General features: G+C 65.7%; 18 protein-coding genes, 1 rRNA gene and 1 pseudogene. 7 read left to right on the forward strand and 13 right to left on the reverse strand.

Annotated features, from left to right (window positions below):
* Window position 1 precedes the first annotated feature (1 nt).
* Window positions 2-901, reverse strand: coding sequence for a ParA family protein (locus tag AC5RUQ_RS18775; RefSeq protein ID WP_104045332.1), 900 nt, complete (start codon window positions 899-901; stop codon window positions 2-4).
* A gap of 236 nt (window positions 902-1,137) precedes the next feature.
* Window positions 1,138-2,484: a cation:dicarboxylate symporter family transporter gene (locus tag AC5RUQ_RS18780; RefSeq protein WP_493948810.1), complete on the reverse strand. Its 1,347-nt coding sequence runs from the start codon at window positions 2,482-2,484 to the stop codon at window positions 1,138-1,140.
* A gap of 165 nt (window positions 2,485-2,649) precedes the next feature.
* Between AC5RUQ_RS18780 and AC5RUQ_RS18785 the strand changes: the two genes are divergently transcribed.
* The 6 genes and pseudogenes from AC5RUQ_RS18785 to AC5RUQ_RS18810 all read left to right on the forward strand — a co-directional run bounded on the left by AC5RUQ_RS18785 (window position 2,650) and on the right by AC5RUQ_RS18810 (window position 9,417).
* Window positions 2,650-4,284, forward strand: coding sequence for a sensor histidine kinase (locus AC5RUQ_RS18785; protein WP_493948811.1), 1,635 nt, complete (start codon window positions 2,650-2,652; stop codon window positions 4,282-4,284).
* The gene (locus AC5RUQ_RS18790; protein WP_493948812.1) at window positions 4,281-4,994 is read left to right on the forward strand and encodes a response regulator; all 714 of its coding nucleotides are present in this window, start codon (window positions 4,281-4,283) and stop codon (window positions 4,992-4,994) included. The genes AC5RUQ_RS18785 and AC5RUQ_RS18790 overlap by 4 nt, the downstream gene beginning before the upstream one ends.
* Before the next feature lie 151 nt (window positions 4,995-5,145).
* Window positions 5,146-5,801: pseudogene (locus tag AC5RUQ_RS18795) on the forward strand (GntR family transcriptional regulator); the annotation flags it as partial.
* On the forward strand, window positions 5,797-7,317 hold the full coding sequence (locus tag AC5RUQ_RS18800; protein WP_493948813.1) for an MmgE/PrpD family protein: 1,521 nt from the start codon (window positions 5,797-5,799) through the stop codon (window positions 7,315-7,317). The pseudogene AC5RUQ_RS18795 and the gene AC5RUQ_RS18800, both read left to right, overlap by 5 nt.
* Window positions 7,317-8,219 (forward strand): methylisocitrate lyase, encoded by a 903-nt coding sequence (gene prpB / locus AC5RUQ_RS18805; protein ID WP_493948814.1) that lies wholly within the window; start codon window positions 7,317-7,319, stop codon window positions 8,217-8,219. Before AC5RUQ_RS18800 ends, prpB begins: the two co-directional genes overlap by 1 nt.
* A 58-nt stretch (window positions 8,220-8,277) precedes the next feature.
* A complete protein-coding gene (locus tag AC5RUQ_RS18810) occupies window positions 8,278-9,417 on the forward strand; it encodes a bifunctional 2-methylcitrate synthase/citrate synthase (RefSeq protein ID WP_493948815.1) in 1,140 nt (379 codons plus the stop codon).
* Between the two features lie 70 nt (window positions 9,418-9,487).
* On the opposite strand, the gene AC5RUQ_RS18815 is transcribed toward AC5RUQ_RS18810, so the two are convergent.
* Entirely contained in the window at window positions 9,488-9,970 is a 483-nt protein-coding gene (locus AC5RUQ_RS18815; protein WP_493948816.1) for an 8-oxo-dGTP diphosphatase, read from the reverse strand.
* A 75-nt stretch (window positions 9,971-10,045) separates the two neighbouring features.
* Between AC5RUQ_RS18815 and AC5RUQ_RS18820 the strand changes: the two genes are divergently transcribed.
* The gene (locus tag AC5RUQ_RS18820; protein WP_493948817.1) at window positions 10,046-10,735 is read left to right on the forward strand and encodes a hypothetical protein; all 690 of its coding nucleotides are present in this window, start codon (window positions 10,046-10,048) and stop codon (window positions 10,733-10,735) included.
* A gap of 50 nt (window positions 10,736-10,785) precedes the next feature.
* Here the strand turns inward: AC5RUQ_RS18820 and xerD are convergent, their stop codons facing one another.
* The 10 genes from xerD to rrf all read right to left on the reverse strand — a co-directional run.
* Window positions 10,786-11,853, reverse strand: a complete 1,068-nt coding sequence (gene xerD / locus AC5RUQ_RS18825) for a site-specific tyrosine recombinase XerD (RefSeq protein WP_493948818.1) — start codon at window positions 11,851-11,853, stop codon at window positions 10,786-10,788.
* Window positions 11,853-12,512: an NUDIX domain-containing protein gene (locus tag AC5RUQ_RS18830; protein WP_493948819.1), complete on the reverse strand. Its 660-nt coding sequence runs from the start codon at window positions 12,510-12,512 to the stop codon at window positions 11,853-11,855. Before AC5RUQ_RS18830 ends, xerD begins: the two co-directional genes overlap by 1 nt.
* A 26-nt stretch (window positions 12,513-12,538) precedes the next feature.
* On the reverse strand, window positions 12,539-14,308 hold the full coding sequence (gene pyrG / locus AC5RUQ_RS18835; protein WP_493948820.1) for a CTP synthase: 1,770 nt from the start codon (window positions 14,306-14,308) through the stop codon (window positions 12,539-12,541).
* Window positions 14,309-14,420: 112 nt separating this feature from the next.
* A complete protein-coding gene (gene recN, locus AC5RUQ_RS18840; protein ID WP_493948821.1) occupies window positions 14,421-16,160 on the reverse strand; it encodes a DNA repair protein RecN in 1,740 nt (579 codons plus the stop codon).
* A 3-nt stretch (window positions 16,161-16,163) separates the two neighbouring features.
* Window positions 16,164-17,189, reverse strand: a complete 1,026-nt coding sequence (locus AC5RUQ_RS18845) for an NAD kinase (protein WP_493948822.1) — start codon at window positions 17,187-17,189, stop codon at window positions 16,164-16,166.
* Between the two features lie 13 nt (window positions 17,190-17,202).
* A complete protein-coding gene (locus tag AC5RUQ_RS18850; RefSeq protein ID WP_493948823.1) occupies window positions 17,203-18,018 on the reverse strand; it encodes a TlyA family RNA methyltransferase in 816 nt (271 codons plus the stop codon).
* Window positions 18,018-18,272, reverse strand: a complete 255-nt coding sequence (locus AC5RUQ_RS18855; protein ID WP_493948824.1) for a hypothetical protein — start codon at window positions 18,270-18,272, stop codon at window positions 18,018-18,020. The genes AC5RUQ_RS18850 and AC5RUQ_RS18855 overlap by 1 nt, the downstream gene beginning before the upstream one ends.
* 9 nt (window positions 18,273-18,281) lie before the next feature.
* Window positions 18,282-19,271, reverse strand: a complete 990-nt coding sequence (locus AC5RUQ_RS18860; protein WP_493948825.1) for an HAD-IIA family hydrolase — start codon at window positions 19,269-19,271, stop codon at window positions 18,282-18,284.
* A 5-nt stretch (window positions 19,272-19,276) separates the two neighbouring features.
* Window positions 19,277-21,145, reverse strand: coding sequence for a hypothetical protein (locus AC5RUQ_RS18865; RefSeq protein WP_493948826.1), 1,869 nt, complete (start codon window positions 21,143-21,145; stop codon window positions 19,277-19,279).
* 511 nt (window positions 21,146-21,656) lie between these two features.
* A 5S ribosomal RNA gene (rrf, locus tag AC5RUQ_RS18870) occupies window positions 21,657-21,752 on the reverse strand; the annotation flags it as partial.

Raw genomic sequence — 21,752 nt, forward strand, 5'->3', positions numbered from 1 at the left:
GCTAGGGTGCGCCGCCGCGCGAGATCAGTTCCTTGGCGAGCCGGCGGTAGGCGTCGGCGCCCACGTGGTTGCCGGCGTAGCTGGTGATCGGCTCCGCGGCTACGGTGGCGTCGGCGAACTTGATGGAGCGCTTTATCACGGTCTCGAAGACCTTGTCGCCGAAGGCCTCCACCAGCCGGGTAATGACCTCCCGGCTGTGCAGCGTCCGGGCGTCGTACATGGTGGCCAGCACGCCGTCCACCTGCAGGCGGGGGTTGAGCCTGTCCTGAACCTTGTCGATGGTCTCCACCAACAGCGCCACGGCACGGAGGGCAAAGAACTCGCAGATCAGCGGGATGATGACACCGTGCGCCGCGGTGAGGGCATTGACGGTCAGAAGGCCAAGGGACGGCTGGCAGTCGATGAGGACGACGTCGTAATCGTCTTCGACTTTCTTCAGGGCGCGGTCCAGGACCTGCTCGCGGGCCACCTCGTTGACCAACTGGACTTCAGCCGCCGAGAGGTCGATGTTTGCGGGCAGGAGGTCCACGTTTTCGACGCCGGTCTGGTGGATGGCATCGCGGATGTCCACCTTGCGGTCCATCAGCACGTTGTACACGGTGAGGTCGAGTTCATGCGGATTCACGCCCAGGCCGGCAGACAGGGCGCCCTGCGGATCGAAGTCGACCAAAAGAACGCGCCGGCCGTACTCGGCCAGCGCTGCAGCAAGGTTGATGGTGGACGTGGTCTTTCCGACGCCACCCTTTTGGTTCACCATGGCGATGACGCGGGCCGGACCGTGGGAGGCCAGGGGCGCAGGTTCCGGGAACTCGCGGTATGGGCGCCCCGTGGGTCCCATCACCGCGTCTTCCAGGTCGAATTGCGTGCCCTCCAGAGTTGCCGAACCCTGTTCGCTGCTCACGTATCTATCCACACTTTCGATGACGGTGATTTCCTGCCGCTGGCTGGCCAGCAACGCTCCTTCTTCTCCCCAAGGTTACAGCGCCCGACACGGTATTCCGGGCAACTTGACTTTCCCCGGATGTTGAGCCTTGACCCTCTAGCTGAGGTCGAAGGTTGCCTTTTTTCCCCGGCACGCAACTGCCCCCGCAGCGAAAGGCTGCGGGGGCAGTTGCGGTGTCTGCGGGGTGCTGGGGCCTAGGCGTTCGCCGGCACCGGCCGCGCTTCGGTTTCACTAACTGCAGGCTCCGCGTGGCCGGCAATCATGGTTTGCTCGTCGAAGGGCAGCTCACCGGAGAGCACCTGGGTGACCTGGCCGCCGTCGATCTCCTTGACCCACGTGCCAATGAGCACGGTGGCTACGGCGTTGCCGGTGAAGTTGGTCAGGGCGCGGGCCTCGGACATGAACCGGTCGATGCCCACGATCATGCCCACACCGCCCAGCAGCTCGGGCTTGTGGGCCTGCAGGCCGGCAGCCAGCGTGGCAAGGCCGGCACCGGTGACACCGGCTGCACCCTTGGAGGCAATGATCATGAAGATGAGCAGGGAGACCTGTGCGCCCAGGTCAAGCGGCGTGCCCATCGCGTTGGCAACGAACAGGGAGGCCATGGTCAGGTAGATGGCCGTTCCGTCAAGGTTGAAGGAGTAGCCGGTGGGCACCGTGACGCCCACAACGGGCTTGGAGACACCGAGGTGTTCCATCTTGGCGATCAGGCGGGGCAGGGCAGCTTCTGATGATGACGTGGAAAAGATGAGCAGGTACTCGCGGCCCAGGTATTTCATCAGCTTGAAAATGTTGACGCCCGTGACCACCTTGAGCAGGCCGCCGAGGATGATGACGATGAACAGGGCACAGGTGATGTAGAAGGCAGCCATCAGGGTGAACATGCTGACAATTGCCTGGAATCCGGTGGCTCCCACGACGGCGGCGATGGCACCGAAGGCGCCTACGGGGGCAAGCCACATGATCATGATCAGGATGCGGAATACGAGGACCTGGCCGTGGCCGATTGCCTTGAGGGTGGGAGCGCCCTGCGGGCCCATCTTCTGGAGGGCAAACCCTACGAGGATTGCGGCAAAAAGGGTGGGGAGAACGGGAATATCTCCTGGAATGATGCCAAGGAGGAAGGCAACGGTGCTGTCTACTTCCGCCTTCTTGTTGGGGTCGTAGGGGGCAAGCTTCAGTCCCTCGCCCGGGTGGATCAAGTTGCCGACCACCAGGCCGATGGCGAGCGCGAACGTCGACATCAGGACGAAGTAGCCCAGCGCCAGGCCGCCTACCTTGCCTACGGTGGCAGCCTTCGCGATCGAGCCGATGCCCAGGACGATGGTGCAGAAGATGACCGGAGCGATCATCATCTTGATGAGTTTGATGAAGCCATCGCCGAGCGGCTTCATGGACTTGCCCACTTCAGGGAACATCAGTCCCACCAACGCGCCGAGGATGACGGCGGCGATAACAGCGATGTAGAGGTAGTGCGATTTGTCGATGCCCTTGCGCCGCGTCGTCACGGTGTCAAGCGACTCTCCTCGTTGAGAAGCCATGATGTGTCTCCTTTGGATAATCTGATAGACGCTGCGGCACAATCTCTGGGCTGAACGCGTCCTCCGGTGTGATATCCATCATTGGGCAGGTGGTGACCCAGCTCACCGTTGCGTTCATATTGGTCGTGGAGCACATATTTGTGCGGAAGATGCTGGGAGGTACAGATGATCCACCGCTGGAGTATCGCCCGACGGCTCTTCGTGGCGAACCTGCTGATTGTGGTGGCGTTTATCGCCATCGTTGGGTCGGCCACATACGTGGACGCCCGTGACCGTACCTATGACGAGGCCGGCCGGCGGATGGCAGGAATCGCGGCCTCGGTGGCGGCAAATCCGCTGGTTCTGGAAGCGGCTGCGGCTCCGGACCCCACGGCCCTCCTGCAGCCCTATACGCGTGACGTTATGGCCGCGGCCGACGTCGACTTCATCACCATCATGGCACCGGACCGTACCCGCTGGACCCATCCGCGTGACGAGGAAATAGGGCGCAGCTACATCGGCTCCGTTGACGCAGCACTCAAGGGTGAAACCTTCACCGAGGTCACCGCCGGCACCCTTGGGCCGTCCGTAAGGACCATCGTTCCGGTCAAGGATGCCGGCGGTGTGGTCAGGGCATTGGTGGCCGCCGGGGTGACTGTGGGAACCGTGGATGTTGCCTTCGCCGCCCGCCTGCCAGCCCTGTTGGCCATCGGCCTCGCCCTGCTGGTGGGCGGCTCCGTGGCATCCTGGCTGTTGGGCCGGTATCTGCGCCGTGTCACACGGGGCTGGGGGCCGGAGCAACTGGCGCAGTTGTTTGCCTACTACGAGTCCGTGCTGCACTCGGTGCGTGAGGGCCTGATCCTTATCGACACCAAAGGCAGTGTTGTTATGTACAACGACCAGGCAGCCGAACTGCTGGGCCTTGATGAAGCCGGCACCAGGGATCCCACCCGACCGCCATCGCTGGCCGACCTTCCCCTCGATGATGAACTCCGCGGCCTGTTCGAGTCCGGCCGCACAGCCAAGGACGAGATCGTCCTGGCCGGATCCCGGGTCCTGGTGGTGAACCAGGCCCCTGCCAAGGGGCCGGAAACCGCCGGCAGCCGTGGCAGGACCCCTGTGTACGGCACGGTGGCCACGCTGCGGGACCGGACCGAGATCGAGGCGCTGGGAAACGAGCTGGCAACCATGCGGACCCTCTCCGACGCGTTGCGGGCGCAGACCCACGAGCATGCAAACCGGCTCCATACGATGGTTTCACTACTGGAGCTTGGGCGCACCCAAGAGGCCTTGGACTTCGCCACCAAGGACCTTGAACTCAGCCAGCAGCTAACGGATGACATGGTCAGCTCAGTGGACGAGCCGGTTCTGGGCGCGCTGGTTATGGGCAAGGTAGCCGAAGCCCATGAGCGGGGCGTCCAGCTGGATGTCGCCACCCTGGGACCGGGTACGGCGGCAGGCATAGCCGTGCAGGACCTGGTCACTATCCTGGGGAACCTGCTGGACAACGCGATCGATGCCGCGGCGGAGGGTCCCGCTCCACGACGGGTGGAATTGACGGTGGAGTCCGATGAGGAAGGCCTCGACATCTCTGTCCACGACTCCGGAGCGCCGCTTGATCCATCCGTTGCCGGGAACATCTTCCGCCACGGATACAGTACAAAGCCGGCGGGCCCCGGCGGGCGGGGCATCGGGCTCGCCCTGGTGCGGCAGGCGGTACAGCGCCTGGGAGGTAGCCTGACCATCAACGGACGGCGCGGCGCCAAATTCGAAGTGTTCCTCCCCGCAGCGGTGCCGGCACAGAAGGAGCACGAACAGTGAGCAACATCCGGGTCCTCGTCGTCGAGGACGAAGCCATCGCGGCCGCCGCGCATGCAGCGTACGTGGGGCGGCTGCCGGGCTTCGAACTGGCCGGCACCGCCCCGGACGGCCAGTCTGCCCTGCGGCTCCTCAACGAGTTTGCTGCGGCAGGAAACCCGGTGGAACTTGTCCTGCTGGACATGAACCTGCCCGACCTTCACGGCCTGGACATCGCGCGGCGGATGAGGGCGGCGGGAATACTGGCGGACATCATCGCCATCACGGCCGTCCGTGAGCTGGCCATCGTACGCAGCGCAGTTGCCATCGGCGTTGTCCAGTACCTGATCAAGCCGTTCACCTACGCGACCTTCGCGGACAAGCTGGCAAGCTATCAGCAGTTCCGGCAGCAACTGGCGGGCCCGCAGGGCGGGTCCGGGAAGGCTGGAGCCTCCCAGACCGACGTGGACCAGGCCTTCGCCAGCCTGCGTGCACCCTCCGAGCTACCCTTGCCCAAGGGCCTTTCAGTTTCAACGCTGGCCTCCGTCCAGGAGTTCATGAAGCTGCAGAAGGGCGCCGTGTCCGCAACCGAGGTCATGGATGCGCTCGGCATGTCGCGGGTCACGGCGCGCCGCTACCTTGAGTATCTGGCGGACGCCGGAACGGTGTCCAGGACCGCCCGTTACGGCACCCCTGGGCGGCCGGAAAACGAATACCGTTGGGGCGGCCGCTAACCGGGCAGTAATTCCTGAGCTTGTCCGAATCTCGTAGGCGTCTAGCCAGGTGTATACAAGGAGCCGTATGTATCAAGGATATGAGCCGACTTCTGCCGCAAAAGCCCCTCCCGTGTATACACTGGGATCAATGCCAGCGAAGGGACAGCCAGTGCGAGCCAGCGACCGTGCCTATGCCGCACTCCGCGATGACATCGTCCAGTGGCGGCTCCAGCCCGGAGCCCTGCTTGCCGAGGTGGAACAGGCAGAACGGCTGGGGGTCTCCCGCACGCCCCTCCGGGAGGCGCTGGGCCGGCTCACGGCAGAAGGACTGACGACGGCGGCAGGCGGCCGCGGCGTCGTCGTCACCGGCATCTCGTTGGCGGATATCGACGAACTGTTCGAGCTCCGCGAGACGCTGGAGGGAAAGGCCGCGGCCCTGGCCGCCGAGCGGGGCGATCCGGAAACGTTCCGCAGGCTTGAGGCGGAATTCCGGGCAGCGCCGTCACTCATTACCGGGCCCGCACCCGCACTTCAGGACTATTACCTGCTGGTGGACCGGCTGGACTCCGCCGTTGATGCCGCAATTTCCAACTCCTACCTCGCCCAGGCCATGCGCAGCCTCCGGGTGCACCTGGTCCGTATCCGCCGCCTCGCAGCAGACGACGCAGCACGGCTCACGGCCGCAGCAGCCGAACATGCAGCCATCGCCGAGGCCATTGCCATCCGCAACCCCCGCCTGGCGCAGGCAGCCACCACCCTCCACCTGCACCGCAGCCTGTCCCACATCAAAGCCACCCATCCATCCCGCTAAAGGAGCACCATGGTCAAGGAACACCACGTCCGCGTCTACAAGAGCGAAGAAAACCTGCCCCGCGAGGAACAGCTTGCGCACAAAATCGCCCGGGTTGCCGCCGACCCCGTGGAGGTGCCCGCCGACGTCACCGACATGGTCATCAACAGGGTGATCGACAATGCTTCGGTGGCCGTGGCTTCGCTCAACCGGGCACCGATCGTGGCAGCCCGGGCGCAGGCCCTCGCTCATGGTCCCAGCTCCAGTGGAAAGGGCGCCAAGGTCTTCGGTATCGGCGAGCGCATCTCACCGGAATGGGCGGCGTGGGCCAACGGCGTGGCGGTGCGGGAGCTGGATTACCACGACACCTTCCTGGCTGCCGACTACTCCCACCCTGGCGACAACATTCCGCCGATCCTCGCTGTGGGCCAGCACGTGGGCTCAAGCGGCCGGGACCTGGTGCGGGCCATCGCCACGGGATATGAGATCCAGGTGAACCTGGTGAAGGCGATCTGCCTGCACAAGCACAAGATCGACCACGTAGCCCACCTTGGCCCGTCCGCAGCTGCCGGCATTGGCACCCTGCTGGGGCTTGACGTCGAGACCATCTTCCAGTCCGTGGGGCAGGCCCTGCACACGACGACGGCGACACGCCAGTCCCGTAAGGGCGAGATCTCCACCTGGAAGGCGCACGCGCCGGCCTTTGCGGGCAAGATGGCCGTCGAGGCGGCAGACCGGGCTATGCGCGGTCAGACCTCGCCCGTGCCGATCTACGAAGGCGAGGACGGGGTGATCGCCTGGCTGCTGGACGGTCCCGACGCCTCCTACCTGGTGCCCCTGCCCGAAGCCGGGGAAGCCAAGCGTGCCATCCTGGACACCTACACCAAGGAACACTCCGCCGAGTACCAGGCACAGGCCTGGATCGACCTGGCCCGGAAACTGAACCGCGAGCACCCGGAGGCCACTGATCCGGCGAATGTGAAATCCGTGCTGATCAGGACCAGCCACCACACCCACTACGTCATCGGGTCCGGGGCGAACGATCCCCAGAAATACAGCCCCACCGCCTCCCGGGAAACCCTGGACCACTCCATCCCGTACATCTTCACCGTGGCTCTGCAGGACGGCGCCTGGCACCACGTGGACTCCTACTCCCCCGAACGCGCAGCCCGGCCGGACACGGTGGACCTTTGGCAGAAAGTCACCACCGAGGAAGATCCCGAGTGGACCCGGCGCTACCACTCACTGGACATTGCCGAGAAGGCCTTCGGCGGCTCCGTGGAGATCACCCTGGCTGGCGGCACTGTGATCAGGGAGGAAATCGCCGTGGCCGATGCCCACCCCCTGGGTGCCCGCCCCTTCGGCCGCGAGCAGTACATCAACAAGTTCCGCACCCTGGCCGCCGGCCTCGTGGAGGAAGCCGAAATCGAACGGTTCCTCGCCGCCGTCGAACGCCTGCCGGAACTGGCGGCAGGTGAACTCGACCAGCTGAACATCACGGCAGCACCGGGCGTGATCGACTTGAGTGCTGCACCGAAAGGACTTTTCTGATGCTGTATTCCAAGGTCACGCCGGAGCAGAAGCGTCTCCGGTTCCGGGAGCTTTTGGCATCCGGGACCATCCAGCAGTTTCCCGGCGCCTTCAACCCGCTCTCGGCCCGGCTGATCGAGGAGAAGGGCTTCCCCGGGGTCTACATTTCCGGTGCGGTCCTGGCCAACGATCTTGGTTTGCCGGACATCGGGCTGACCACCCTCACAGAAGTCGCCACCCGGGCCGGGCAGATCGCCCGGATGACGGACCTGCCCGCGATCGTGGACGCCGACACCGGCTTCGGTGAACCCATGAACGTGGCCCGCACTGTCCAGGAACTTGAGAACGCCGGACTGGCGGGCCTGCACATCGAAGACCAGTTCAACCCCAAGCGCTGCGGCCACCTCGACGGCAAGAACGTGGTGGATTTGGAGACGGCAACCAAGCGCATTCGGGCCGCCGCCGACGCCCGCCGCGACCCGAACTTCCTCATTATGGCCCGCACCGACATCCGCGCCACCGACGGACTCCAAGCAGCCCAGGACCGGGCCCGGGCGCTCGTGGAAGCAGGAGCGGACGCCATCTTCCCGGAGGCCATGAAGGACCTGACTGAATTCCAGGCCATCCGCGACGCCGTCGACGTCCCGATCCTGGCCAACATGACAGAGTTCGGCAAGAGCGAACTGTTCACCGTGGACCAGCTCCAGGGCGTCGGGGTGAACATGGTGATCTATCCTGTCACCCTCCTCCGTAGTGCCATGGGTGCTGCCGAGCGTACGCTGGAAGCGATCAAGGCTGAGGGCACGCAGGAGGCGCAGGTGGGCAGCATGCTCACCCGCGCACGCTTATACGATCTTGTTGACTATGAAGGCTACAACCGCTTCGACAGCGGAGTGTTCAATTTCCGGGTCCCCGGGGAGTAGGGAAAACCGCGCCGGCTCCGGCCGGCACAACAGGCGACAGGAACGAAGGAGTTTCAGCATGGCTGAAGAGGACATCAAAAAAGGTCTTGCCGGCGTCGTGGTGGATTACACGTCCGTCTCGAAGGTCAACCCGGATACCAATTCCCTGTTGTACCGGGGCTACCCGGTTCAGGAGCTCGCCGCGAGGTGCAGCTTCGAGGAGGTGGCCTACCTGCTCTGGAACGGTGAACTTCCCACGGAACAGGAGCTGGTGGAGTTCACTGCACGGGAGCGCGCCGGCCGGGCCCTGGATCCGGTGGTCAAGCAGGTGATCGATGCCCTGCCGGAGAGCTCCCATCCCATGGATGTTTGCCGGACCGCTGCCTCCGTGATGGGCGCCCGGCACCCGCTGGCGGAAGACTCCTCCCGCGAGGCCAACATGGCCAAAGCCATCGACTTGTTCTCGGCCATGCCGGGCGTAGTGGCCTATGACCAGCGCCGCCGCCACGGGCAGGATGTCATTGAGCCACGCGACGACCTGGGCTATTCGGCCAACTTCCTGTGGATGACCCTTGGGGAGGAGCAGGTACCGGAAGTTGTTGAGGCGTTTAACGTCTCGATGATCCTCTACGCAGAGCACTCCTTCAACGCCTCCACCTTCACGGCCAGGGTGATCACTTCGACGCTGGCGGACCTGCACTCGGCCGTCACGGGGGCCATCGGCGCTTTGAAGGGACCGCTGCACGGCGGTGCCAACGAGGCCGTGATGCACACCTTCGATGAAATCGGCATCCGCCCGCAGGAGTCCCTGGAGGAAGCGGCTGCCCGGGCCAAGACGTGGATGGAGAACGCCCTGGCCCAGAAGAAGAAGGTTATGGGCTTCGGGCACCGTGTGTACAAGCACGGCGACTCGCGGGTGCCCACCATGAAGGCTGCCCTGGACAAGATGGTGGCCCACTACGGCCGGCCCGAGCTGCTGGGCCTCTACCAGGGCCTGGAGAAGGCCATGGACGAAGCCAAGGCCATCAAACCCAACCTCGACTATCCCGCCGGCCCCACATACCACCTGATGGGATTCGACACCGCCACGTTCACTCCCCTGTTCGTCGCCAGCCGCATCACCGGGTGGACGGCGCACATCATGGAGCAGTTGGATTCAAACTCCCTGATCCGCCCGTTGAGCGAATACGTCGGTCCTGAGGAACGGCACGTTCCGTAGGCTGAAGGGCGGAGCGGACGACGGCGGGGGCGGCCACGCAGGTGGACATCCCGCCGTCGGTCATTAACGCCTAGGGCAGGAGGCTCACGGACGACGCGACGGTTTCGTTGTCGCTGTTCAGCGTGACCACCACATTGACCCTGCCGCCTTCGAGCACCACTGGAAGCCAGTGATCGGCATCCTGCCACATACGGTCCACCGGCAGGATGCCGGTCTGGAACCACTGCGGCATGATCTCGTCGCTTTCTTCCGGCTCCCCCAGCCATCGCCGGGCGGTGAAGAGGCGGGTGTGCATGTCCCAGGCCGGCTTGGCCGGGAACACGAACTGCACGACGCCGGCGTCCGCCAGGTCTTCCTGGCGCACCGTCACGCCGGTTTCTTCCCTGACTTCACGGACAACGGCTTCGGCCTCGCTCTCCCCCGGTTCGACGTGTCCTCCGATACCCACGATCTTTCCGGTGCCGAAGCCTGTCCGTTTGAGGCCCAGCAGCACCTCCGGGCCCGAATCCCCGTCACGGAGCAGGAAGCAGAGAGTCACCCTTGCGGCAGTCATGCGTTCAAGCCTATGGGGTTGGCGAGTTGCCGGCGAGGAAGCGCCACGGGGCGCTGAATATGCCAAGCTCTACGTGTGGCTCCCGAAACTGCACCCGGGATACGGCCGGCCCGTATTTCGACCATTGACGCCCGCCTGCCGGAGTGGCTGGTGCGCAACCCTTTGTACTGGGGCTGGGCCTGGGCCTGTTTCTGGACGGTGCTGATTGTCGGGGATGAATTCGTGGACCTGGCAGGCTGGACGTGGTATTTGCTGGTGGCCACGGCTGCACTGCCCACACTGCTCAGCACCCTGGCCGTGCTGCACGTGACTCCCCGGCAGCAAGTGAAAGCCGCCCGGGAATCGGTTTTGGGCCTGTTCTTCGTGCGTTTCCTCGCACTCGTTGCGGCATTCATCGTGTGGGCCATATCGGTGGTGCTAAGTGCGTCCATCTCCACCACCATCCAAGCCGTGGCGGGAGATTCCGAGCGTGAGGTGACAGCTCTGGGGTTCCAGCTGATGGCAGCCCTGTTCCCGGTTGTGGTGGCCGTCCTGTGGCTGGCGTTTGTTGCCCGGTGCGCGTGGTTCCTTCGGAGGCTTCGCGGCTGGCGGCAGGTTCCCACGTTCTCGCGGGTGCCGAAGTCGTTCCTCCGCGGCCGCCCGCGCCTGCGCCGGGTGGTGCTCGGCCTGGCGCATCCGGGACTGATGTTGCTCGCGGGGATGGGCACGTCGGCGCTGGCGTTCCTGCTGGGTCCGGTGGAACTGACCATCGAGGCGCTGCTCTAGGTGTTCCCGGGCAGTACATCTGCGCCGGCCGGGGCCGTGCTTGGGCAAGCTCAGCCGAGGGCCCGCGGGTGTGCTGCCGCGTAGATCTCACGCAGGGTATCCGCCGTCACCAGGGTATAAACCTGGGTGGTGGTCACCGACGCATGGCCCAGCAGTTCCTGGACTACGCGGACGTCGGCACCGCCTTCGAGCAGGTGGGTGGCGAAGGAGTGCCGAAGGGTGTGCGGTGAGACGTCCTTGGTGATGTTCGCTCTCTCGGCTGCGGCCTTCAGGATGGTCCAGGCGCTCTGGCGGCTGATCCGGCCGCCGCGGGCATTCAGGAACAAAGCGGGGGTGCCCTTTCCCTTGGCCGCGAGCAGCGGGCGGCCCCGGACCAGGTAGGCGTCGAGGGCGCGGGCGCCGTAGGACCCCAGCGGCACCAGCCGCTCCTTGGAGCCCTTGCCAAAGAGCCGTACGATGGCTGGCCCGGTTTCCGCCTCCTGCAGGGAAATATCATCCACGTCCAGGCCTACGGCCTCGCTGATCCGCGCTCCGGTGGAGTACAGGAACTCCAACAGGGCGCGGTCGCGCAGGCCCGTTGCCGTGTCGGTGCCGGCTGCCTCCAGGATCCTGGTTACTTCGTCCACGCTGATGGCCTTCGGCAGCCGTTTTCCGGGCATGGGGGGATGGACGTCGCTGGCGGGGTCGGTTGGCGTGAACCCTTCCAGGGCCCAGAACTTGTGCAGCCCCCTGACGGCGACCACAGTCCTCGCCGCCGACCGCACACCAAGGGCCGAACCGCCGTCGGAACCGTCCGTCAGCGCCCGGACGTAACCGGTTACGTGATGGCGGGTGATGTCCTCGGGGCGGCTGCATCCGGCTGCTGCCAGGTAGCGGGAGTAGCGGGCCAGGTCCCTGCGGTAGGCCGCCAGCGTATTGGCGGCAACACCGCGTTCCACGCCCATGTGCTGGAGGTAGTCGGTGATGCCGCGCTCGATGGCTGTTGGCGGGGAAGCCGGCGTCGGGGTGTCACGTATCTCTCCTGACGCGGCCGGTCCTGGCGCTGCCGGTCCCGCCGGAGCCAGTTCAGCCGGAGCTAACCCAGCGGGAGCCGCTTCAGCAGAGGGACCAGGGACCATCAGCGCTGGCTGGGGTGCGCGGGCCAGGGCGCGTCCGCGGGGCGGAGGTTGGCATATCCCCCGGCGCGGGCGGCTGCGGCTGCAAGGATCCCGACGACGGCGGACGGGTTGTGGAGCCTTCCGGCCAGCACCGACTCCACGGCGTCGTCAAGCTTGATCCAGTGAAACTCGATCTCGGCTTCCTCGTCCGTCCGCAGATGGCGTTCATGGTGCGGGACTTCGGTGAGGTTCCGAGCCAGGTAGATCCTGATGGCCTCACTGGAGGAACCGGGCGAGTTGAAGAAGTCGGCCAGGACGTTCCAGGTGCCGGCGGCAAGGTCTGCTTCCTCGGCGAGTTCACGCGCCGCGCCCACCACGAAGTCCTCGCCTTCGATATCGAGCAGCCCGGCGGGGATCTCCCAGAGGTCCATGCCCACGGGGTGCCGGTACTGCTTGAGGAGGAGGATCTCGCCGTCGTCGTTCATGGGCAGGACGGCCACGGCACCCGGGTGTTCAATGTAGTCCCGGGTGAGGGCCTCGCCCGTTTCCTGCAGCTGGAAGCTATCGCTGACCACGTCCCAGATCCGGCCTTCGTAGACCTTCTCTGTAGACAAAAGACGGCGCGGGCTCGGTGCATCCGAAACCTTTACTGCAGGGGTGGCTTCAGGTGTACCGGGCATCGCGCCGTCCTTTTTGTCGTGCGGAACTACTTAGCGGCTACCGTACCCGACTGCTCGGCTTCGGGGGCAACAGCATCCAGGCCGGCGGCCGTGTCGGAGCCCTCCTGGTGGTCCAGGGCTGCCTTCACGAGCCCGGCGAACAGCGGGTGCGGCCGGGTGGGGCGCGAGCTCAGCTCAGGGTGCGCCTGGGTGGCCACGTAGTACGGGTGGACGTCGGCGGGAAGCTCAACGAACTCCACGAGCTTGCCGTCCGGGGACGTGCCGGAGAAGACCAGCCCTTCGGCTGCGATCTGGTCGCGGTACTTGTTGTTGACCTCGTAGCGGTGGCGGTGGCGTTCGCTGACGGTGGTCTTGCCGTACGTACCGGCGATCACGGAACCGGCGTCGAGCTTGGCTTCGTACAGGCCAAGGCGCATGGTGCCGCCAAGGTCGCCCTTGCCCTCGACAATGTCGAGCTGCTCTTCCATGGTGGCGATGACCGGGTACTTCGAATCCGGCTCGAACTCGCTGGAGGACGCACCCTCCAGTCCCACCACGTTGCGGGCGTACTCGATGACCATGCACTGCAGGCCCAGGCAAAGTCCCAGGACGGGCAGCTTGGTCTCGCGGGCGAATTTCAGCGCACCGAGCTTGCCTTCCAGGCCGCGGATGCCGAAGCCGCCCGGGACGCAGATGGCGTTGACGCCGTCCAGTGCCTGAATGGCGCCTTCCCGGGTTTCGCACTCGTCCGAGGGGACCCAGCGGATCTTGACCTTGGTGTCGTTGGCGAAGCCACCGGCCCGCAGGGCCTCGGTGACGGACAGATAGGCGTCCGGAAGGTCGATGTACTTGCCGACGAGGGCGATTTCCACGTGGTGCTTGGGGTTGTGGACGGCTTCGAGCAGCTTGTCCCAGCTGGTCCAGTCCACGTCCTTGAACGGAAGGTCCAGGGCGCGCACGATGTAGGAGTCCAGCCCCTGGGAGTGCAGGGTCTTGGGGATGTCGTAGATGCTGGGCGCATCGGCGGCGTTCACCACGGCGTCAATGTCGACGTCGCACATCCGGCCGATTTTTTCGCGCATGGCGTCCGGCACTTCGCGGTCAGAGCGGATGACGATCGCTTCGGGCTGGATGCCGATGGAGCGCAGGGCTGCGACGGAGTGCTGGGTGGGCTTGGTCTTCAGTTCCTGGGACGGTCCGATGTACGGGACCAGCGAGACGTGCAGGAAGAAGACGTTGGTGCGGCCGATGTCCTGGCGGACCTGGCGGGCCGATTCGAGGAACGGCTGGGATTCGATGTCGCCCACCGTGCCGCCGATTTCGGTGATGATGACGTCCGGAGCGTTCTTGCCCTCGGCCGGCAGCCTCATCCGGCGCTTGATCTCATCGGTGATGTGCGGGATGACCTGCACGGTGTCGCCGAGGTACTCACCGCGGCGTTCCTTGGCGATGACGGTGGAGTACACCTGGCCTGTGGTCACGTTGGCGGAGCCCTCAAGGTTTTCGTCGAGGAAGCGCTCGTAGTGTCCGATGTCCAGGTCCGTCTCGGCGCCGTCGTCGGTGACGAAGACTTCGCCGTGCTGGAAGGGGTTCATCGTGCCCGGATCCACGTTCAGGTAGGGATCGAGCTTCTGCATAGTTACAGACAAGCCGCGTGCCCGCAGGAGATGACCGAGGCTTGATGCCGTCAGTCCCTTACCGAGCGAGGACGCCACACCACCGGTTACGAAGATGTGTTTGGTCGTCTTGGACGAGCCCGGGAACCGGGAATTTATACGGGAATTTGATCGCTGCACCACGGAATTCGAGCCTATCATCAAATGAGCCTTCCACGGGTCGGGAACTGCTTCCCCAAATGATCCAGTCTGCCCGTCCGGGCGTCCCGTCAGCAAGGGCGGCCCGGTTGCACAATCCCCACGTGGGGCGCGGTTACGCCCGCTGTGGCAGCAGTTTGGCGTCGTCCAGCAACTCCTGGGCGTGCGCCTGCGCGGACTCCGAGTCCTCCTGGCCGGCCAGCATCCGTGCCAGTTCTCGGACCCGCTCGGGGCCGTCAAGGAGGCGGACATCACTTGAAGTGAACCCGGTGGCTGTCTTGCCGTCGGCTCCCCGGACGGAGGTTTTGGTGACAGTGATGTGCTGGTCCGCGAACGCCGCCACCTGCGGCAGGTGCGTGACCACCAGCACTTGGACGTGCCGTGCCAGCATGGCCAGCCTGCGCCCGATTTCGACGGCGGCGCGTCCGCCCACTCCGGCGTCCACCTCGTCGAAGACGAACGTGGGAACGGGGTCGACGGCGGCCAGCACCACTTCGATGGCCAGCATGACCCGGGAGAGTTCGCCTCCGGACGCCCCTTTGCCCAGGGGTCGCGCCGGAGCCCCTGAGTGTGGCTGCAGCAGGAAACTGATCTCGTCTGCGCCGTGCGGACCCAACTGGCCGGTCGGCTCGAGGTTGATCACCAGGGTCGCATCTGCCATGGCCAGGGCCTTCAGTTCGGCGCTGACGCGGGAGGAGAGCTCCTTGGCGGCTTTGGTCCGGATCTTGGTGATGGCAGCGGCCTGCTTCTGCAGGTCAACCTCGGCCCTCACCACTTCCGCGTCCAGCGCTTCGATGCGGGTTGAATCGTCCTGCAGTTCGTCAAAGCGCACGCGGGCTTTTTCAGCCCACTGGAGCACTTCGTCGATGGACGGGGCATACTTTCGGATCAGCTTGGCCAGGACGGCACGCCGGTCCTCGATTTCGGCCAGCCGTTCCGGTCCTTCGCTGTCCAATCCGGCCTGGTAGCTGGCCAGTTCGGTGGCGATGTCGTTCAGCAGGAAGCCCACCTCGGCCAGGCGCGCTGCTGCGGAACCGAGTTCGGCGTCGTGCTCCGCCACGTGCTCGAGGGTCCGCTTCGCTGCGTCCACCAGGGTGGTGGCGTCACCGGCTTCGCCGAAGTCCTCGGCGATCAAAGCCTGGTGGGCGGTGCTCGCCGCAATCCGCAGTTCCTCAACATTGGCAAGCTTTACTGCCTCCGCCTTGAGGAGTTCATCTTCGCCGGGCTGCGGGTCCACGTCGTCGATCTCGGCCAGTGCTGCCTCGAGCGATTCAGCTTCGCGAAGCCGGTCCCGGGCGGCACTGCGGAGGGCATCCAGCTCCGACTGGATGGATTTCCAGTGGTGGTACAGGTCCTGGTATCCGGCGAGGGGCCCGGCCAGCGTTTCCCCGGCGAACTTGTCCAGCGCGCCCCGTTGGGCTACCGCACCCTTGAGCCGGATCTGGTCCGACTGGCCATGGACCACAACCAGCGTTTCGCCGATTTCGGCGAGGACGCCGACCGGAGCCGCCCGCCCGCCCAGGAAAGCACGGCTGCGGCCGTCCGCACCCAGGCGGCGGGCGAGGATAAGCTCAGCTCCGCCGTCGAACTCTTCCGCCTCGGCGCCTGCCTCCAGTGCGCGCGCGATGGCGGGGTGCCCGGCGTCGAGCTTCAGTACTGCCTCGGCAGTTGCGCTCTTGGCGCCGCTCCGGACGGCACCGGCATCCGAACGGGCTCCGAGGAGGAGGCCGACGGCGGTGACCACCATCGTTTTGCCCGCGCCGGTCTCACCGGTCACCACGCTCAGCCCGGGGCCCAGCGGCAGTGTTGCGTCGGTAATGACGCCCAGATCACGGATTCTCAGTTCTTCAAGCATGGTTCACTTTGCGGTTGAGGGATCGGGATCGACGTCCGGCTGCCCGGTGTGCGGCAGCTGAAGCGGCGGCATGGGCCGCGGTGTCCGGACGATGGGGATGGGGCCGGTGTGGATGGCATCAGCCTTGGGGACTGGCCCCCGCCAGCCGTGGATGGGCAGTTCGAATTTCCGCACCAGCCGGGCCGAGAACGGGGTCTGATGGGTCCGTGCCAGCCGTACAGGGGTGGCTGACTTCGTGACCTCCACCCGGGCACCCGGCGGGAGGTCCACGGAACGCCGGCCATCACACCACAGCACGCCCTGTGCATCTGTCCTGCCCAGGACTTCGACGGCGAGGCGTGAGCGCGGCGATACCACCAGCGGCTTGGCGAACAGCGCATGGGCACTGATGGGGACAATGACCAGGGCCTCCACCTCCGGCCATACCACCGGGCCCCCTGCGGAGAACGCGTAGGCTGTGGAACCCGTGGGGGTCGCCAGCACAATGCCGTCGCAGCCGAAGGTGGTGAGCGGACGCTCGTCCACCTCGGTGACCACTTCCAGCATGCGCTCCCGGTTGGCCTTCTCGATCGCAGCCTCGTTCAGGGCCCAGGTGTGCCAGATCTTCTGTCCCCGGACCCACACCTGTACGTCGATGGTCATCCGCTCTTCCACCGTGTAGTCCCGGCTGGCGATCCATTCAACGGTCTGGGCCAGGTCCGCCCGCTCGCTCTCGGCCAGGAAGCCCACATGGCCCAGGTTCACGCCCAGCAGCGGCACGTCCACTTCCCGGACCAGCTCGGCCGCGCGGAGGATGGTGCCGTCGCCGCCGAGAACCATTACCAGTTCAACGTCGGGGAGCTGGACGTGGTCGTGGAGCACTTCCACCGGCTGGGACAGGTGCCCGAAGAACCGTTCCATGTCATCCAGCTCCGACTCCTGCATCACCGGGACAATGCCGGAGGCATGCAGCTGGGCGCAGGCCTCCCAGGCGGCCTTCAGCGATTCCTCACGGCCGGTGTGGGCGAGGACCAGTACACGCCTGCTCATCAGGTTCCGCCTTCTAGTGGTTGTGCCAGATACGTCCGAGCAAGGCAGCGGTGGCTGCGTCTCGCTCTTCGATCTTAGGCAACTCTTGGCTGATCCTGCGCTTTATCCACAGGAAGTATTCGACGTTTCCGTCCTGGCCGGGAAGCGGGCTCTGCGCGAGGCCGCGGAGGTCCAGGCCGGCCTCGAAGGCTGCCCGGGCCACTTTTTCCACTGCCATCCGGCGCTCCCGTTCGGAATTGACCACGCCGGTCCGTCCCAGCCGGTCCTTGCCGATTTCGAATTGTGGCTTCACCATCAGTACCAGGTCACCGCCCGGCTCGGTGCACAGGGCCAGGGGCCGGACCACCAGCGTCAGGGAGATGAAGGACAGGTCAGCCACCGTGAGCGCTGCGGGGCCGCCGATGTCTTCGGGCGACATGTACCGGACGTTGAGCCCCTCATGGACTTCCACGCGGGGATCTTCCCGCAGCTGGGGCACCAGCTGGCCGTGCCCGACGTCGACCGCCACCACGTGGGCGGCGCCGCGCCGGAGCAGGACATCAGTGAAGCCGCCGGTGGAGGCGCCGGCGTCGAGGCACCTTTTCCCGCCCGGCGAAACGTCGGGAAAGGCGTCCAGGGCCCCGGCCAGCTTGTGGCCCGCCCGGCTTACGTAGGTGTCCTGCTCATCATGCTGGACCACCAGGTCCTTGTCCTCCGGGACCTGGTGGGATGCCTTGCTGAGGACCTGGCCGGCCGAACTTACTTTTCCTTCAGCGATGAGCGTAGCGGCATGGGTGCGGGACCTGGCAAGGCCGCGCGCAACCAATGCCTGGTCAAGGCGCAACGGCATCAGGCGCCACTCTTCGGGAGGTTAGGGCGCGGGCGGGTTTGCTCAGCCGGGCCGGCGTCCAGTGCAGCGCGCAGTTCGTCGTGGAGTTCACTGTAGGCCGCTTCGTGGTCTGCAACCGGTGTCCCGGGCACAACGTCCAGACGCGCCAGGGACTGTTGCACCAGGTCATCCGGCACCTCGTCGTGGTTTATCCGCGGCCAGTCCAAGGAAGGCTGGGCTGCTGCGGACTCGTCAGGGGTGCTCAGCTCAGTCATTCAACCAGTCTAGTGATCCAGCCAGACGAGCTGCGGCGCCTGCGCCGTGGACGCGTCCGGAGTGGCCGCCCACCAGGCTGCGCACGCTGCCCGCCAGGAGTCCAGGTTGTCCTGGCTGCCAATGATGCCCACGGCACCGTTGGCCACCCGCGCCGTCGCCTCGCCACACGTGTAGGTCCCGTCGGCTTGCGTGACGGCCGGGTAAGGGCGGTACAGGTCCGGAAGGGAGCTGATAATGTAGTCCGGCCGTTCGGCGGCCTTGGCAGCCAGGATGGATTCCCGGGTGTCGACGCCGGTCAGTACCGCCACCGTTGCGAATCCTGCGTTGTTGCCGCCCAGGATGTCGGTGTCCAGCCGGTCGCCGACCACGAGGGGGCGCTCGGCGGCGAGGCGCTTGGCGGCCGAGTGGAAAAGCGGCGCTTCCGGCTTGCCGGCGACGCGGGGCGTTTGGCCAGTGGCTGCGGTGACTGCGGCAACGAGGGTGCCGTTGCCCGGCGCGATGCCACGGGCCTGCGGGATGGACATGTCGGTGTTGGTTGCCACCCAAACGGCCCCGGCGGACACCACGTAGGCTGCCTCGGCGAGTTCCTTCCAGCCAATGGCCGGGTTGAAGCCCTGCACCACTGCCACCGGGTCCTCGTCCTGCCCGTACACGGGTACCAGGCCAACCAATTCGATCTCCTGCGCAAGCGCCGGGCTCCCGGTGATCAGCACCCTCGAACCCGGGGGCAGCTCTGAGGCGAGCAGCTCCGCAGCGGCCTGGGAGGAGCTGACCACCTGGTTGTCAGCCGCCGGCGCGCCGAGCTCACGGAGGTGGGCTGCGACGTCGGCAGGGGTGCGCGACGCATTGTTCGTCACGTAGCCCAGGCCAACTCCGAGGCCTTCCAGCTGCTGCAGTGATTCCACAGCACCCGGAATGGCGTGCGGGCCCGCATAGACCACTCCGTCCAGATCCGCGAGCAGTGCATCAAACAGGGAAATCAGGGTGGCTTCAGTCATCCGCTTTAGTCTTCCCGGCGATCCTGGTGGTCCTCCGGAGTTGTGCTGTCCGGCAGGTCCTCCCCGTTGTGGTCCAATTCGTCGGTCTCTACGGAGTCCTCGTCGGACTCAGCGTCGTCGGATACGAAGTAATCCGGCTCCTGGTCGTCGATGCTGGCCTCGACGGCCTCGCCGGAACCAGCGGGCGTCTCCTCGCTGGCAGCGGTGGACGTGCCGGCTGCGGTGGATGTGCTGGCAGCGTTCGTTGCTGCTGCCGGAGATGCTTCAGCGGCAGCACCCGAAGCGGTGGATGCCCGCTCCAGGAGGCGGCGGCGTTCTTTTTCTTCGCGGGCTTCCTCTTCCTCGTCCCAGCCCAAGTCGATGATGTCGGGTTCTTCGTCAACGCCAAGGCCCAGCGCATTTTCCGCCACGACGGCCTGCTTTTGCCATTTCTCCGACTCAGCCGTGCGGCCGACGGCGGCGAGTGCGTCGGCGTAGGCGCGGAAAAGGCGCGGGCTGTAGGAGAACGCCCGGTTGATGTCCAGCTGAGGGATCTCCAGTTCCGCCACGGCGGCGTCGAGCTGGCCGAGGTCGGCACGAGCGCCGGCGGCCACGATGGCGAGTTCAGCTTTGCCTGGCGCGTCCAGGTCCTGGGCTTCCTCGGACCGGACCACATCGAGTGCGCGGTCGGGACGGCCAAGCCCACGCTCGCAGTCTGCCATCACCGGCAGGTGCACATTGGAGCCGCTGATCCGGCGGTACGTCCGGAATTCCCTGAGCGCTTCGCCGTAGTGGCCGGCAGCATAGGCTGTGAGCCCCACCGCTTCCCGGACGGCCGCCAGCCGGCCGCCGCGCCGGCTGGCTGCCAGGGCGTGCTGGAAGGCCAGTTCAGGCTCGTCGTCGATCAAGCGGCCGGCCATCACCAGGTGGCGTGCCACCCACTCGGCGCTGTTAGCCTCAAGCGTCTTGATCTGGTGCTGAGTGGCGCGGTCCAATTCCTTGCCCGTGACATCCTCGTCGATCTGAGGCGATCGTTCACGGTCAGGGCGGTTGGCGCTGCGAAGGTCACGCATATTCGGGACGCGGGCCGGACGCTCTTCCTGACGGTCCCGGCCAAAGGTGCGGGGACCGGCGTCGCGGTCGAAGCTGCGGGGACCGGCGGCACGGCTGGAGTCCCGGTCGAAGGTGCGGGGTCCCCGGTCCTGGCGCTCACCCCCGCGGCTGGGGCGGTCGCTTCGGTCGCCAAAGGGCTTCCTGTTCTCTCCTCCGGCAAACCCCCGGCGGTCACCTTCGCCGTCGCGGCGCGGACGGTCGCTGAAGGAACGGTTGTCGCGGTCACCGTAGGGCTTGCGGTCGCGGTCGCCGAACGGCTTACGCTCGCCGCCGCCAAAGCTGCGGCGGTCACCCTCGCCATCCCGGCGCGGGCGGTCGCCTTCACCGTCGCGGCGCGGGCGGTCATTGAAGGGACGGTTGTCGCGGTCACCGTAGGGCTTGCGGTCGCGGTCACCGAACGGCTTACGCTCGCCGCCCCCGAAGCTGCGGCGGTCACCCTCGCCATCCCGGCGCGGGCGGTCACCAAGCGGCTTCTTGTCGCGGTCGCCAAAAGGCTTGCGATCCCGGTCGCCGAACGGCTTACGCTCACCACCACTGAAGGGTTTACGCTCAGCGGCACCGCGACGGTCCCCCTCACCATCACGGCGCGGGCGGTCCCCGAACGGTTTCTTATCGCGGTCGCCAAAAGGCTTACGCTCTCCCCCGCCGGCTGACCGGTCGGAACCTGCGTTGTCACGATTGGTCCGGGAGCGGAATCCGCGGGGATCACCGCCCGAATTGTTGTTACCGCGGAACCCGCCGCGGTCATTTCCGCCGCGGTTGCCGCCGTTGTGCTCAGCCATGTGGATTCCTCCTGTTGTGAGCCGACCACTGGCGCAACTGCAGCCGCTCGTATCCGTGTTTCGTTTTCCTACGCAACCCGAAATCAAGCGCTTCGAAGTCCGTACATCTTCATCAATTCTAGTGGAGTTGCCCAACAAGGCAGGACCGGGCAGGGGCCGGCCAACAGCATCGTGGCAATCTTCACACTCCCCAGGACGCTCTCTCACTTGATGCGGTCTTTGGGTGACGCTCTCTCACTTGATGCGGTCTTTGGGTGACGCTCTCTCAGCTGGCGCTGTGTTCCATGTGTTGCTCTTCCATGCGAGGGCGGACGACGACGGCTGGTTGGGATGCTGCCGCTGGGCCTAGCTCATGGACGGGCGAGAGAACGTTGGGTTTGAGAACACATCAAGTGAGAGAGCGATCGTGAAAAGCCCGCGTTATGTGAGAGAGGGTGCCGTGGTGGTTGTTTTGTTTGTTAAATGCGGCAGGGCCCTGACGTCGTTTGTCAGGGCCCTGCTCGTAATTTATGTCCGGCGGTGACCTACTCTCCCACACCCTCCCGGGTGCAGTACCATCGGCGCTGTGGGTCTTAGCTTCCGGGTTCGGAATGGGACCGGGCGTTTC

Source organism: Arthrobacter sp. MDT2-3, from assembly GCF_059090465.1.

Coding starts and splice junctions, on each gene's coding strand:
- AC5RUQ_RS18780 (WP_493948810.1), bottom strand. CDS start 2,484: ATGGCTTCTCAACGAGGAGAGTCGCTTGACACCGTGACGACGCGGCGC.
- AC5RUQ_RS18785 (WP_493948811.1), top strand. CDS start 2,650: ATGATCCACCGCTGGAGTATCGCCCGACGGCTCTTCGTGGCGAACCTG.
- AC5RUQ_RS18800 (WP_493948813.1), top strand. CDS start 5,797: ATGGTCAAGGAACACCACGTCCGCGTCTACAAGAGCGAAGAAAACCTG.
- prpB (WP_493948814.1), top strand. CDS start 7,317: ATGCTGTATTCCAAGGTCACGCCGGAGCAGAAGCGTCTCCGGTTCCGG.
- AC5RUQ_RS18810 (WP_493948815.1), top strand. CDS start 8,278: ATGGCTGAAGAGGACATCAAAAAAGGTCTTGCCGGCGTCGTGGTGGAT.
- AC5RUQ_RS18815 (WP_493948816.1), bottom strand. CDS start 9,970: ATGACTGCCGCAAGGGTGACTCTCTGCTTCCTGCTCCGTGACGGGGAT.
- xerD (WP_493948818.1), bottom strand. CDS start 11,853: ATGGTCCCTGGTCCCTCTGCTGAAGCGGCTCCCGCTGGGTTAGCTCCG.
- AC5RUQ_RS18830 (WP_493948819.1), bottom strand. CDS start 12,512: ATGCCCGGTACACCTGAAGCCACCCCTGCAGTAAAGGTTTCGGATGCA.
- pyrG (WP_493948820.1), bottom strand. CDS start 14,308: ATGATAGGCTCGAATTCCGTGGTGCAGCGATCAAATTCCCGTATAAAT.
- recN (WP_493948821.1), bottom strand. CDS start 16,160: ATGCTTGAAGAACTGAGAATCCGTGATCTGGGCGTCATTACCGACGCA.
- AC5RUQ_RS18845 (WP_493948822.1), bottom strand. CDS start 17,189: ATGAGCAGGCGTGTACTGGTCCTCGCCCACACCGGCCGTGAGGAATCG.
- AC5RUQ_RS18850 (WP_493948823.1), bottom strand. CDS start 18,018: ATGCCGTTGCGCCTTGACCAGGCATTGGTTGCGCGCGGCCTTGCCAGG.
- AC5RUQ_RS18855 (WP_493948824.1), bottom strand. CDS start 18,272: ATGACTGAGCTGAGCACCCCTGACGAGTCCGCAGCAGCCCAGCCTTCC.
- AC5RUQ_RS18860 (WP_493948825.1), bottom strand. CDS start 19,271: ATGACTGAAGCCACCCTGATTTCCCTGTTTGATGCACTGCTCGCGGAT.
- AC5RUQ_RS18865 (WP_493948826.1), bottom strand. CDS start 21,145: ATGGCTGAGCACAACGGCGGCAACCGCGGCGGAAATGACCGCGGCGGG.